Below are 12,341 nucleotides of genomic sequence, written 5' to 3'. Positions count from 1 at the left end.
AGCGAGATGCCGGCTTCACGGGGTGTTACCCCGCTCACCGCAGCATCCAACTGTAACCTGCACCCACTACCCAATTCAGAGGAATCCCATGGCCAGCGACCTGATCAAACACGTTTCCGACGCGAGCTTCGAAGCCGATGTGCTCAAAGCCCAGGCGCCGGTGCTCGTGGATTTCTGGGCGGAATGGTGCGGCCCCTGCAAGATGATCGCCCCCATCCTGGACGAAGTGGCCGGCGCCTACAACGGCAAGCTGCTAGTGGCCAAGATGAACGTGGACGAAAACCGCGACGTGCCCGCCAAGTTCGGCATTCGCGGCATTCCCACCCTGATGCTGTTCAAGGACGGCCAGTTGGCCGCCACCAAGGTCGGCGCCCTGAGCAAGGCCCAGCTGACCGCCTTCATTGACGCCAGCATCGGCTGATGCCCCTCTCGCGTCCCGGGTGCAACGCCCGGGGCGCAGGTTCCGCGCCCCAGACTGACAGACGGCAAATGCTGTCATAATCAAGCGCGGTAAGCCCTTTCTCGGCTACCCCCCATCTTGCGCAGCGGCCGCCTCCGGACCCGAGCGCCACCTCCCCCGGTTACCAGCCCGAACTCCTCGACGGAGTGATTTCCATGCACCTTAACGAACTCAAGGCACTGCACGTGTCCGAAGTCTTCAAGCAGGCCGAAGCGCTTGAGATCGAGAACACCGGCCGCATGCGCAAGCAAGAGCTGATGTTCGCCATCATCAAGAAGCGCGCCAAGGCCGGCGAACAGATCTTTGCGGATGGCGTCCTCGAAGTGCTGCCCGACGGTTTCGGCTTCCTGCGCGCGCCGGACACCAGCTACACGGCCAGCACCGACGACATCTACATCTCGCCCAGCCAGATCCGCCGCTTCAACCTGCACACCGGCGACATGATCGAAGGCGAAGTTCGCATCCCCAAGGATGGCGAGCGCTACTTTGCCCTCAACAAGCTCGACAAGATCAACGGCCTGCCTCCCGAGGAGAACAAGCACAAGATCATGTTCGAGAACCTCACGCCGCTGTTCCCCAAGGAACAGATGCGCCTCGAACGCGACAACCTCAAGGGCGACGAGAACATCACCGGCCGCATCATCGACATCATTGCCCCGATCGGCCGCGGCCAGCGCGCCCTGATCGTGGCGCCGCCCAAGAGCGGCAAGACGGTGATGATGCAGCACATCTGCCACGCCATCACCACCAACCACCCCGACGTGGAACTCATGGTGCTGCTGGTGGATGAGCGCCCCGAGGAAGTGACCGAAATGCAGCGCACCGTGCGCGGCGAGGTGATTGCCTCCACGTTCGACGAACCTGCCGCCCGCCACGTTCACGTGGCCGAAATGGTGATCGAGCGCGCCAAGCGCCTGGTCGAACTGAAAAAAGACGTGGTGATCATGCTCGACTCGATCACCCGCCTGGCCCGCGCCTACAACAACGTGCTGCCGTCCAGTGGCAAGGTGCTCACCGGCGGTGTGGACGCTAACGCCCTGCAGCGGCCAAAGCGCTTCTTCGGCGCCGCCCGCAAGGTGGAAGAAGGCGGCTCGCTCACCATCATCGCCACTGCCCTGGTGGACACGGGTTCGCGCATGGACGAGGTGATCTTTGAAGAATTCAAGGGCACCGGCAACTGCGAAATTCATCTGGATCGCCGCCTCTACGAGAAGCGCGTGTTCCCCTCGATCCAACTCAATCGCAGCGGTACCCGACGCGAGGAGTTGCTGCTGCAGCCTGAAATCCTGCAGAAGACCCGAATCCTGCGCCAGTTCATGTACAACATGGACGAGATTGAGGCCATGGAAATGGTGCTCAAGAGCATGAAGGCCACGAAGAACAACTCTGAGTTCTTCGACATGATGCGCCGCGGCGGCTGACGCCTCGGCCCATGGGTATAATCGCAAGCTTTGCTTTTGCGGCAAGTACGGTGGAATGGTTCCGCCGCGGCTGTCGCTACTGACACAAGGAAACGCCATGAAAGAAGGCATTCACCCCAACTACCGCGAAGTCTGCTTCGTGGACCTGTCCAACAACTTCAAGTTCGTGACCCGTTCCTGCGTGAACACCAAGGAAATGATCAAGCTGGACGACGGTCGCGAGCTGCCGCTGTTCAAGCTGGATACGTCCAGCGAATCGCATCCTTTCTACACCGGCACGCAGAAGACCGTGGACAACATGGGCGGCCGCGTGGAGCGTTTCCGCAACCGCTACGCCAAGACCGCGGCCAAGTAATCGGGCTTCGTTCTTCGCCAAAAAGCAGCTGCTTCGCAGCTGCTTTTTTTTCGTCGCCGCGGTGGCACCGCCGCCCTGTATATTTTTCTTCGTGAACCAACCTACCCCCGCCATTGTGAGCCAAGCGGCTGTGCGGCGCTTGCCGCGGCTTGCTCTCCTGCTGTTCTGCATCGCCTACGTGCTGCCGGGCTTCATTGGCCGCGAACCCTGGAAGGTGGCAGACGTCGCTGCCTTCGGCGCCATGCATGAGCTGGCGTTGGGCAATTCAAGTTGGTGGAGTCCCGTGGTGTTGGGACTGCCGGTGGAAGACGCGGGCGCCCTTCCCTACTGGCTGGGCGCCCTCTGCATTCGCTTGCTGCCGTTTCTGCCAGCCGACTGGGCGGCCCGGCTCCCCTTTATCGGGCTGCTGGCACTGACGCTGGCCCTCACTTGGTACACGGTGTACCACCTCGCCCGACAACCGGGCGCCCAGCCCGTCGCCTTTGCCTTCGGTGGTGAAGCCAACCCCACCGATTACGCCAGGGCCATGGCCGACGCAGGCCTGCTCGCCTTGATGGCCTGTCTGGGCTTGGCACAACTCTCCCACGAAGCCACACCCGACTTGGTGCGGCTGGCCTGCATGGCGGCCATGCTGCTAGGGGTGGCCCGCCTTGCCCACACCAACGACCCCCACCCTTTGAGGGCCTTGCTACCCTGGTCTTTGGGTTGTCTGGGCCTGGTGCTGAGTGGTTCACCCTGGCTGGCCTTCTTCATGGGCCTGGGCTGCTTGTTGTGGTTGGTGCTGCACCCGGCATCCGTTTGGCGCCGCCTGACCCTTGGGGCATCGCTGGCCTGGTTGACCTCTCTTCTGGTGGGCCTGGCAACGGGGCCTTGGCCAGACCTGCTGCCCAGCATGGTGTGGACCCAGGAAGACTGGGACAGTTGGGGTCGGCTGCTCGTGTGGTTCACCTGGCCGGCCTGGCCACTGGCCCTGTGGACACTGTGGCGCTGGCGCCGGCAATGGATGGAGCCCCATGTGGCGCTGCCCGCCTGGGCGGCAGTGGTGGGCATGGTGGCCAGCACCTTGGCCGACGACAGAGACAGGGCTCTCTTGGTGGCCCTGCCTGCCTTGGCCACCCTGGCGGCCTTTGCCTTGCCCACTTTGCGCCGTAGCGTGGCCGCGCTCATCGATTGGTTCACGCTGCTCTTCTTCTCGGGTTGCGCCCTCGTGATCTGGGTGATCTGGGTGGCCATGATGACTGGCGTGCCGGCCAAGCCGGCGGCGAACGTGGCCAAGCTGGCCCCCGGTTTCCAAGCGGAATTTGGCTTGCTGGCATTCGTCCTCGCCTTGGCTGCCACCTTGGCCTGGCTCTGGCTGGTGTCGTGGCGCGTGGGCGCGCATCGGCAAGCGCTCTGGAAGAGCTTGGTGCTACCCGCGGCAGGGGCCATCCTGTGCTGGCTGCTTCTCATGACACTCTGGCTGCCCCTGCTCGATTTCGGCAGAAGTTACGGCCCCATCTCCCGGCGCATTGCCTCGCTCGTGCCACCAAGCACCTCTTGCGTGGTCGTGGATGGGCTGACCCAGGCGCAGATCAGCGCCCTGCGGTACCACGGCAAGCTCACGCTGCTGCGCAGCACGGACACGAAATCGACGCTGGAGAACTGCAGGGCACTGGTAGTGTCACCTGACACGCAGGGCACGCTCGATCAGCGCATCGACCTGACGCAGTGGGCCTTCCGGGCCACGGTGAGGCGCCTTACCGACAACAAAGAGAGTCTGCTGCTGTACCAGCGTGTCAGTCGATGACGCGGTCGCGAATGCGTGACGGCGGCAACGCGATGACGAACTCGGAGCCCTCGCCCACCACGCTCGTCACGTCGATGCGGCCGCCGTGGCGCTGCGCCACGTGCTTGACGATGGCCAATCCCAGGCCTGTGCCGCCTGTCTCACGCGAGCGGCTGCGGTCCACCCGGTAAAAGCGCTCGGTCAGACGCGGAATGTGTTCTGCGGCAATGCCCGGACCGGTGTCGCGCACGAAGTACTCGCCCCAGCCGTCTTGGCGCAGACGCCAACCGGTCTCTATCTTGCCGCCGCCCGGGGTGTAGCGCACCGCGTTGCTCAGCAGGTTGGACATGGCGCTGAGCAGTTCCGACTTGGCACCGGACACCAGGAGGGCCGGGCCCGGCAGGCGGCGGATGTCGTGGGGTGGCTTGGCAATGGCCTGGCTCAAGCCCATGGATTCCTGCAGCACGTGACCGATGAGTTCCTCGCCGTCAATCCAGTCCGACGTCCCGGGCACGGGGCTGCCTTCCAGTCGGGAAAGGGTCAACAGGTCGCTCACCAAGGTCTGCATGCGCTGGGCCTGCTGACTCATCATCTCCAGGTAGCGTGAGCGATCGGCCTCTTCGAGCGGGATGCTTTGCATGGTTTCCACGAAACCGCTCAACACCGTCAGGGGGGTGCGAATCTCATGCGAGACGTTGGCCACAAAGTCGCGACGCATGGCCTCAGCCAGTTGCACCGCGGTGATGTCGCGCGACAGCATGAGCTTGCGCTTCTTGCCATACGGGTGAATCTGCAACGATATTTTGCTGGGCTGGGAAGGCCGGGGCCCGACACCGTCCACTTGAATCTCGTGGCCAAAATCGCCCGAGGCAAGGTAGGCAGCAAAGGTTGGACTGCGCACGATGTTGCGCACGTATTGCCCCAGGTCACGCTGGGGGTCAAAGCCCAGGTGGTTCGCCGCCGTCAGGTTGGACCACTCGATGCGGCCCGCCGCATCCAGCAGCATCACGCCATTGGGTGAGGCCTGGATGGCCGCCAGAAAATCTTCCAGCCGGGCGTCGCTGTTCTGGGCCTTCTTCTCCAGCTTTTTGACCAGCTTGCGACAGCGTTCGATCACCTCGCCCCAGGCACCGCTCAGGTTGGGCGTGCGCGTGACATCGGCCTTGTTGAGCCAGCGCAGCACTTGGCGAGCGCGCAAGCCATCCCAGAGGGACCACACCACGGCGCCGCCGAGGGCGCCCACCACCGTCAGGCCAGATGACGACTTGACCAAGCCCCACAACGCTCCCAGCAAGACCAGGAGCAGCAGTTCAATGGCGCGGCGGGTCATGCCGCCGAAACGGAGGAACCCGCAGAAGGACGGGCCGGGCTTCCTTGTGCCGTGAGACGGTAACCCGCGCCGCGCACGGTTTCGATCATGAACGACGCCGCACCCAGACTTTCACGCAAGCGCTTCACATGCACGTCCACCGTTCTCTCCTCAATGAAGACATGGTCACCCCAGACCTTGTCGAGCAGAGTACCACGGGTGTGCACGCGCTCGGCGTGCTTCATGAGGTAGTGCAGCAGCTTGAACTCGGTGGGCCCCACCTTGAGCTCTTGGCCTTGATAGCTCACGCGGTAGGTGGCGGCATCGAGCGTCAGGTTGCCCACCTGCACCGAGTCGTTCACGATCTCGGGCGCTCGGCGGCGCAACACCGCCCGAATGCGGGCCAACAGTTCCTGCGTAGAGAACGGCTTGGTGATGTAGTCGTCGGCACCGGCATCAAGGCCTTGCACCTTGTCTGACTCGTCGCTGCGGGCCGTGAGCATCAGGATGGGGACGCTCTTGGTCCGCTCCTGCTTGCGCCATTGGCGCGCCAGCGTTGCCCCGCTTTCGCCGGGCAACATCCAGTCCAGCAGGATGACGTCGGGCAGCACCGCGTCCACCTCGCGCTGGGCCGCCACGCCGTCGAACACGACGGTCGGGGCAAAGCCGTTGTGGCGCAGGTTCACGGCAATCAGTTCGGCGATGGAGGGCTCGTCCTCCACCACCAGGACACGAGGCAGTTTTCTCATCCGATCACCGATGCGACTTTGTCGACCGAGGCGTGGCGCACGTCCTCACCCTTGACGATGAAAATGATCTGCTCCGCGATGTTCTTGGCGTGATCGCCCACTCGCTCAATGGACTTGGCCAGGAACAGCAGGTCCAGGCTAGGCGAAATGGTGCGCGGGTCTTCCATCATGTAAGTGATGAGCTTGCGCAGGAAGCCGTCGTACTCAGCATCGATTTCGTCGTCGCCCTTGATGATGCTCAGCGCACTCACCGTGTCCAGGCGAGCAAACGCATCCAGCGTCTTGCGCAGCAGCGCAGCGGCCAGGTCGGCGGCCATGCGAAGCTCGGAGATGGGCAGGTTGCGCGGCGTGCCGCTCTCGATGATGGACTTCACCATGCGCGCGATGCGGGCCACCTCATCACCGGCTCGCTCCAGGTTCTGGGTGGTGCGGGAAATGGCCATCAGGAAGCGCAGGTCGCGGGCCGTGGGCTGGCGCCGACCGATCGTCGAGATGATCTCGTGGTCGATGTGCAGCTCCATCTGGTTGATGCGGTTTTCGGTCTCGATGACCTGCCCCGCCGTTTCCAGGCTCATGTGCACCAGGGCGTACACGGCCTGGTGGAGTTGCGATTCGACGAGTCCGCCCATTTCCAACACGTTGCTGGAGATGGAGTTGAGTTCGGCGTCGAACTGGCTGGAGAGATGCTTGTCGCTCATGGAATGGCTCCCCTTGATCAACCGAAGCGACCGGTGATGTAGTCCTCGGTCTCGGTTTTGGTCGGTTTGAAGAAGATCTGCTCGGTGGAGCCGAACTCCACCAGCTCGCCCAGGTACATGTAAGCCGTGAAGTCGCTGCAGCGGGCGGCTTGCTGCATGTTGTGGGTGACGATGGCGATGGTGTAGTCCTGCTTGAGCTCGTGCACCAGCTCTTCCACCTTGCCGGTGGAGATCGGGTCAAGTGCGGACGTGGGCTCATCCAGCAGCAGCACCGACGGCTTGACCGCCACGCTTCGTGCGATGCAAAGGCGCTGCTGTTGACCGCCAGACAGCGACAAGCCACTCTGCTTGAGCTTGTCCTTCACCTCTTTCCACAGCGCGGCCTTGGTCAGTGCCCACTCCACGCGGTCGTCCATCTCGCTCTTGGACAGGTCTTCGTAGAGCTTCACGCCAAAAGCGATGTTGTCGTAGATCGACATGGGGAACGGCGTGGGCTTCTGGAACACCATGCCGATGCGCGCGCGCAGCAGGTTGATGTCTTGCTTGGGGTCCAGAATGTTCTGACCGTAAAAATTGATGGAGCCCTCGGCACGCTGGCCCGGGTACAGGCTGTACATGCGGTTCAAGGTGCGCAACAGGGTGGACTTGCCACAGCCCGATGGGCCGATGAAAGCCGTGACCTTGCGCTCCTGGATATCGAGGTTGACGTTCTTCAGGCCCTGGAAGTTGCCATAGAAGAAGTTCAGGTTGCGCAGCTCCAGGGCATTGCGGGTGGCGGTAGCGGTATCGCTCATGGTGATTCCGGAGGGTTGCTTATTTCGGAGACTTGTCGCGCAGGAAGACGCGCGCCACGATGTTGAGCAGCAGCACAGACAGGGTGATCAGCAGTGCGCCACCCCAGGCCAGGCGAATCCAGTTGTCGTAGGGGCTCATGGCGAACTGGAAAATCACCACTGGCAGGTTGGCCATGGGCGCGCCCATGTCCAGGCTGAAGAACTGGTTGTTTAGCGCGGTGAACAGCAGCGGCGCGGTCTCGCCACTGATGCGGGCCACGGCCAGCAGCAGGCCGGTGAGCACACCACTGCGTGCGGCGCGCAGCGTCACCATCAAGGCCACCTTCCAGCGCGGGGCACCCAGGGCAAATGCGGCTTCACGCAGGCTGCCCGGCACCAGGCGAAGCATGTTCTCGGTGGTGCGGACCACCACCGGGATGGCGATCAGGGACAGCGCCAGGCTACCGGCCCAGCCCGAGAAGTTACCCATGGTGGCCACGGCAATCGCGTAGACGAACAGGCCGAGCACGATAGACGGGGCCGACAGCATGATGTCGGTGACGAAACGGGTGAGTTCGGCCGTCTTGCTGCGGTCGCCGTACTCGGCCAGGTAGATGCCCGCCAGGATGCCCACGGGCGTGGACACCAGCACGGTCACCGCGACCATCATGAGGCTGCCGACGATGGCGTTGGCCAAGCCACCGCCTTCGCTGCCGGGGGCCGGGGTGGACTGGGTGAACATGTTCCAGTCCAGGGCGGCAAAGCCGTTGCGGAACAACACCGACAGAATCCACAAGAGCACGAAGAGGCCCAGCACCATGGCGCCCATGGAGAGGGTCAGGCCAATGGCGTTGGCGCGCTGACGAGCCTTGTAGCGCTTGAGGTTGAACGACGCGTTGGATGCGGTATCGGTGGACATCACAGGCCTTTCGCTTTCTCGGCGCGCATGATCATGATCTTGGCGGCCGCCAGCACCACAAAGGTGATGACGAACAACAGCAGACCCAGTGCAAACAGCGTCGAGAGGTGGAAGTCAGCTGCCTCGCCAAACTCGTTGGCCAGGGTCGAGGCAATCGAGGTGCCAGGCGAGAAGAGCGAGGTGGGCAGACGGTTGGCGTTGCCGATGACAAAGGTCACGGCCATGGTCTCGCCCAAGGCACGGCCCAGGCCCAGCATGATGCCGCCGACCACGCCTTTTTGCGTGTAAGGCAACACCACGCGGCGCACCACCTCCCAGGTGGTGCAGCCCAGCCCGTAAGCGGACTCGCGCAGGATGGGCGGGACGATCTCGAACACGTCACGCATCACCGCCGCAATGAAGGGCAGCACCATGAAGGCCAGCACGATGCCCGCCGCCAGGATGCCAATGCCGTTGGTGGCGCCGCCAAACAAGGGGCCGATCAGGGGCATGGTGCCCAGTAGTCCTTGTAGGCCGGGCTGCACGTGGTCGGCGAACAAGGGCGCGAACACAAAGAGGCCGAACATGCCGTAAATGATGGACGGCACGGCGGCCAGCAGTTCCACCGCGGTGCCCAGCGGACGGCGCAGCCAGACAGGGCAGGTTTCGGTGAGGAACAGCGCAATGCCAAAGGCCAGGGGCACGGCGATCACCAGTGCGATGCTGGCGCTGGCCAGGGTGCCCACGATGGCAATCGCAGCACCGAATTCCTCGTTGATGATGTCCCACTCGACACGCCAGACGAACTGCAGGCCGAACTTCTGGAAAGCGGGCCATGCGTTGATGACGAGCGACACGATGATGCCCATCAGGGCAATCAGCACCAGCAGCGAGAAACTCTGGGTGACGCGGTGAAAGAACACGTCCTGGAGCCGCTGCCGCTCGGCAATCGACGCCATGCGCTGTTGTTGCGCCGTTGGCACGGGCACAGGTTGAGAAGTCATGGTGGTATCCACGCTCATGATGAACCCCGATCAGGCGGCATGGGGCATTCCGCAAACCGAAAGCCGCCGACAGACAGCGCTGTCAGGCGGCGTTCGGATTGTCGCCCCCGCCGGCTTACTTGGCGATCTGGCTCCAGACCTTAGAACGAATCTGGGTGGTCAGGCTGTCGGGCAGCGGCACGTAGTCCAGATCAGCCGCCATCTGCTTGCCGTTCTTGAACGACCAGTCAAAGAACTTCAGCACTTCAGCCGACTGAGCCTTGTCTTGCGGCTGCTTGTACATCAGGATGAAGGAAGCGGTCGAGATGGGCCAGCTGTCGGCGCCCTTGGCGTTCACCATGGACACGCCCATGCCAGGCACACTGAACCAGTCCACGCCGGCGGCGGCAGCGGCGAAGGTCTTGTCGTCCGGGCTGACGTACTTGCCATCGGCGTTCTGCAGCTGCAGGAAGGGCATGTTGTTCTTCTTGGTGTAGGCGTATTCCACATAGCCCAGCGCACCCTTCACGCGGTTCACGTTGGCGGCCACGCCTTCGTTGCCCTTGCCACCCACCGAGGTAGGTGCCGGCCACTTCACCGCGGCTCCCTTGCCTACGCTGTCGGCCCAGGGCTTGCTCACGGCGCTCAGGTAGTCGGTGAAGTTGAAGGTCGTGCCAGAGCCGTCGGCGCGGTGCACCACGGTGATGGTCTGGTCAGGCAGGGTCTTGCCGGGGTTCAGCGCGGCGATCTTGGGGTCATTCCACTTGGAAATGGAGCCCATGAACATCTCAGCCAGCACCGGGCCGGTCACGCGCAGTTCGCCGGGCTTGAAACCGTCGAGGTTGAACACAGGCACGGTTCCGCCAATGATGGCCGGGAACTGCACCATGCCGTCCTTGTCCAGGTCAGCGCCCGACACCGGGGCATCGCTGGCACCAAAGGCCACGGTCTTGGCGCGGATCTGGCGCAGGCCGCCGGACGAACCGATCGATTGATAGTTCAGGCCAACACCGGTTTCCTTCTTGTAAGCCTCGGCCCACTTGGCATAGATCGGGAACGGGAAAGTCGCACCGGCGCCGGTGATGTCGGCGGCGTGCGCAGCGCCAATGGCCAGGGTGGCCAGGGCAGCGGCGGCCACGGACTTCAGAAGGGTTCGCTTGGTGTTCATGTGGGTCCTTTCAGACTGTTTGGGAAGGGATGCCGTGAACTTTAGGGAAGCAATGTGACAAACACGTGACGAAAACAGGTCTGTCACACGCCAGGGCAATGGCACCGACGATGCGTCACAATCCGGGTTTACCCAAATCGGCTTCCCGCACGATGGCCAACTCTCGAACGGCCGTCCTGTGTCTCCCATCCATGCAAAACGGTACCCTCCTCGCCGCCATTGACCTTGGCTCGAACAGCTTCCGCCTGGAAATTGGCCGATACCACTCAGGGCACATCGAGCGCATCGAGTACATCAAGGAAACCGTTCGCCAGGGCAACGGGCTGGACGAAAACAAAGTGCTGAGCCAGGCCGCCATGGAGCGTGGCTGGGACTGCCTGGCCCGTTTTGCCGAACGCCTGCACGGCTTCAAGAAGCAGCAGGTTCGAGCCGTGGCCACCCAAACCCTGCGCGAGGCACGAAATCGCGAGGACTTTCTTCGCAATGCCCAGGCGATTTTGGGCTTTCCCATTGAAGTGGTGTCAGGACACGAAGAGGCGCGCCTGATCTACCAAGGCGTCTCCCACCTGCTGCCCCAGTCGGACGAGCGACGCCTGGTGGTGGACATTGGCGGGCGATCCACCGAAATGATCCTGGGCGAGGGCTACAACGCCCATGCCATGGAGTCGTACCGCCTGGGCAGCGTGGCCTGGTCCCAGCGGTATTTCCCGCGCGGCCAGGTCAGCCTGACCGCCTTCAAGACCGCCGAAGTGGCCGCCAAGGCGGTGCTGGAAGAGGCACTGGACAAGTTCCCGCCTACCGACTGGAACGTGGCCTATGGCTCGTCAGGCACGGTGTCTGCCGTGGCCGACATCCTGGCCGCGCACGGCTGGGCCAGCGGTCTGGTCACGCGCACCGGCCTCGATTGGCTGATCGACAAACTCGTACGGGCCGGCAACACCGAGACCGTGCGACTGGAAGCCCTCAAGGACGACCGCCGGCCCGTGATTGCGGGTGGCGTGGCCGTGCTCCGCGCCATCTTCGACCTGTTCGACATCCAGCAAATGCTGCCCGCGCAGGGCGCCCTGCGCCATGGCGCCCTGTACGACCTGATCGACCGCGACACCGACGGCGGCGATGTGCGCGAGCGCACTGTGCAATGGCTCACGCAGCGATTTTCGGTGGACACCGGCCAGGCCCAGCGCGTGAGCACCGTGGCCACCACGCTGTTTTCTCAGGTGGCGGCCCAAGACGACCAGAACCAGCGCTATTCCCAGAAACTCGTGTGGGCCGCCCGGCTGCATGAGCTGGGCACACACATCTCGCACGATCGATCGCACCACCACGGCGCCTACATCCTGGACAACGTCGACGCTCCCGGCTTCTCCCTGCCCGAGCTGCACCGCATGAGCCAGCTGGTGCTGGGACAGCGCGGCAAGCTCAAGAAGCTGGAAGAGTCGCTGCAAGACGAGTTGTTCGCCAAACAGCTGATGGCGCTGCGCATCGCCGTGTTGCTGTGCCACGCGCGCCAGATGCCCGAGCACGAGGTGCTCAAGCTCAGCTACAAGAACCGGGCGTTCCGGCTGGTGACGCCTGCGGGATGGGCACGTCGGTACCCCCAGTCGGCCTGGTTGCTGACGGAGGAAGTGGCCGCTTGGCAAAAAACCACCTGGAAATTCAGCGCGGACATTCGCTGACGGCAGCCTGCGGCGCGCCCTTTCATTACCAGGGGCCAAAACCGTATAAACCGTATATACGGTTTATACTCTTCGCTTTCAATCCA

General features: G+C 63.2%; 12 protein-coding genes. 5 read left to right on the top strand and 7 right to left on the bottom strand.

The genetic code is table 11. From position 1 onward, the window contains the following. Window positions 1-88 precede the first annotated feature (88 nt). From trxA to ACE3RQ_RS10610, 4 genes are all read left to right on the top strand, one after another. Window positions 89-421 (top strand): thioredoxin TrxA, encoded by a 333-nt coding sequence (gene trxA, locus ACE3RQ_RS10625; protein WP_374521951.1) that lies wholly within the window; start codon window positions 89-91, stop codon window positions 419-421. 194 nt (window positions 422-615) lie between these two features. Then, the gene (rho, locus tag ACE3RQ_RS10620; RefSeq protein ID WP_374521950.1) at window positions 616-1,881 is read left to right on the top strand and encodes a transcription termination factor Rho; all 1,266 of its coding nucleotides are present in this window, start codon (window positions 616-618) and stop codon (window positions 1,879-1,881) included. A gap of 97 nt (window positions 1,882-1,978) precedes the next feature. Next, a complete protein-coding gene (locus tag ACE3RQ_RS10615; protein WP_374521949.1) occupies window positions 1,979-2,236 on the top strand; it encodes a type B 50S ribosomal protein L31 in 258 nt (85 codons plus the stop codon). A 91-nt stretch (window positions 2,237-2,327) separates the two neighbouring features. Next, entirely contained in the window at window positions 2,328-4,022 is a 1,695-nt protein-coding gene (locus ACE3RQ_RS10610; protein ID WP_374521948.1) for a hypothetical protein, read from the top strand. Here the strand turns inward: ACE3RQ_RS10610 and phoR are convergent. From phoR to pstS, 7 genes are all read right to left on the bottom strand, one after another. Beyond that, the gene (gene phoR / locus ACE3RQ_RS10605) at window positions 4,012-5,331 is read right to left on the bottom strand and encodes a phosphate regulon sensor histidine kinase PhoR (RefSeq protein ID WP_374521947.1); all 1,320 of its coding nucleotides are present in this window, start codon (window positions 5,329-5,331) and stop codon (window positions 4,012-4,014) included. The genes ACE3RQ_RS10610 and phoR overlap by 11 nt on opposite strands. Beyond that, on the bottom strand, window positions 5,328-6,059 hold the full coding sequence (gene phoB, locus ACE3RQ_RS10600) for a phosphate regulon transcriptional regulator PhoB (RefSeq protein ID WP_374521946.1): 732 nt from the start codon (window positions 6,057-6,059) through the stop codon (window positions 5,328-5,330). Before phoB ends, phoR begins: the two co-directional genes overlap by 4 nt. Next, window positions 6,056-6,757, bottom strand: a complete 702-nt coding sequence (gene phoU, locus ACE3RQ_RS10595) for a phosphate signaling complex protein PhoU (RefSeq protein WP_374521945.1) — start codon at window positions 6,755-6,757, stop codon at window positions 6,056-6,058. The genes phoB and phoU overlap by 4 nt, the downstream gene beginning before the upstream one ends. Before the next feature lie 17 nt (window positions 6,758-6,774). Beyond that, window positions 6,775-7,551, bottom strand: coding sequence for a phosphate ABC transporter ATP-binding protein PstB (gene pstB / locus ACE3RQ_RS10590; RefSeq protein ID WP_374521944.1), 777 nt, complete (start codon window positions 7,549-7,551; stop codon window positions 6,775-6,777). 19 nt (window positions 7,552-7,570) lie between these two features. Beyond that, window positions 7,571-8,449: a phosphate ABC transporter permease PstA gene (pstA, locus tag ACE3RQ_RS10585; RefSeq protein ID WP_374521943.1), complete on the bottom strand. Its 879-nt coding sequence runs from the start codon at window positions 8,447-8,449 to the stop codon at window positions 7,571-7,573. Next, entirely contained in the window at window positions 8,449-9,432 is a 984-nt protein-coding gene (gene pstC, locus ACE3RQ_RS10580) for a phosphate ABC transporter permease subunit PstC (RefSeq protein ID WP_374521942.1), read from the bottom strand. The genes pstA and pstC overlap by 1 nt, the downstream gene beginning before the upstream one ends. 115 nt (window positions 9,433-9,547) lie before the next feature. Beyond that, window positions 9,548-10,579 (bottom strand): phosphate ABC transporter substrate-binding protein PstS, encoded by a 1,032-nt coding sequence (gene pstS / locus ACE3RQ_RS10575; protein ID WP_374521941.1) that lies wholly within the window; start codon window positions 10,577-10,579, stop codon window positions 9,548-9,550. 191 nt (window positions 10,580-10,770) lie between these two features. Between pstS and ppx the strand changes: the two genes are divergently transcribed. After that, window positions 10,771-12,255: an exopolyphosphatase gene (ppx, locus tag ACE3RQ_RS10570; protein WP_374521940.1), complete on the top strand. Its 1,485-nt coding sequence runs from the start codon at window positions 10,771-10,773 to the stop codon at window positions 12,253-12,255. Window positions 12,256-12,341: the final 86 nt, after the last annotated feature.

It is taken from the genome of Hydrogenophaga sp., from assembly GCF_041913525.1.
In the GTDB taxonomy this organism is placed as follows: Bacteria; Pseudomonadota; Gammaproteobacteria; order Burkholderiales; family Burkholderiaceae_C; genus Hydrogenophaga.
This window is presented reverse-complemented; position numbering and strand designations above follow the sequence as displayed.

Excerpts from the sequence above, each read along its gene's own strand:
- pstS (WP_374521941.1), bottom strand. The coding sequence starts at position 10,579 with ATGAACACCAAGCGAACCCTTCTGAAGTCCGTGGCCGCCGCTGCCCTG.
- ppx (WP_374521940.1), top strand. The coding sequence starts at position 10,771 with ATGCAAAACGGTACCCTCCTCGCCGCCATTGACCTTGGCTCGAACAGC.
- trxA (WP_374521951.1), top strand. The coding sequence starts at position 89 with ATGGCCAGCGACCTGATCAAACACGTTTCCGACGCGAGCTTCGAAGCC.
- phoU (WP_374521945.1), bottom strand. The coding sequence starts at position 6,757 with ATGAGCGACAAGCATCTCTCCAGCCAGTTCGACGCCGAACTCAACTCC.
- phoR (WP_374521947.1), bottom strand. The coding sequence starts at position 5,331 with ATGACCCGCCGCGCCATTGAACTGCTGCTCCTGGTCTTGCTGGGAGCG.
- pstA (WP_374521943.1), bottom strand. The coding sequence starts at position 8,449 with ATGTCCACCGATACCGCATCCAACGCGTCGTTCAACCTCAAGCGCTAC.
- ACE3RQ_RS10615 (WP_374521949.1), top strand. The coding sequence starts at position 1,979 with ATGAAAGAAGGCATTCACCCCAACTACCGCGAAGTCTGCTTCGTGGAC.
- rho (WP_374521950.1), top strand. The coding sequence starts at position 616 with ATGCACCTTAACGAACTCAAGGCACTGCACGTGTCCGAAGTCTTCAAG.
- pstB (WP_374521944.1), bottom strand. The coding sequence starts at position 7,551 with ATGAGCGATACCGCTACCGCCACCCGCAATGCCCTGGAGCTGCGCAAC.
- phoB (WP_374521946.1), bottom strand. The coding sequence starts at position 6,059 with ATGAGAAAACTGCCTCGTGTCCTGGTGGTGGAGGACGAGCCCTCCATC.
- pstC (WP_374521942.1), bottom strand. The coding sequence starts at position 9,432 with ATGACTTCTCAACCTGTGCCCGTGCCAACGGCGCAACAACAGCGCATG.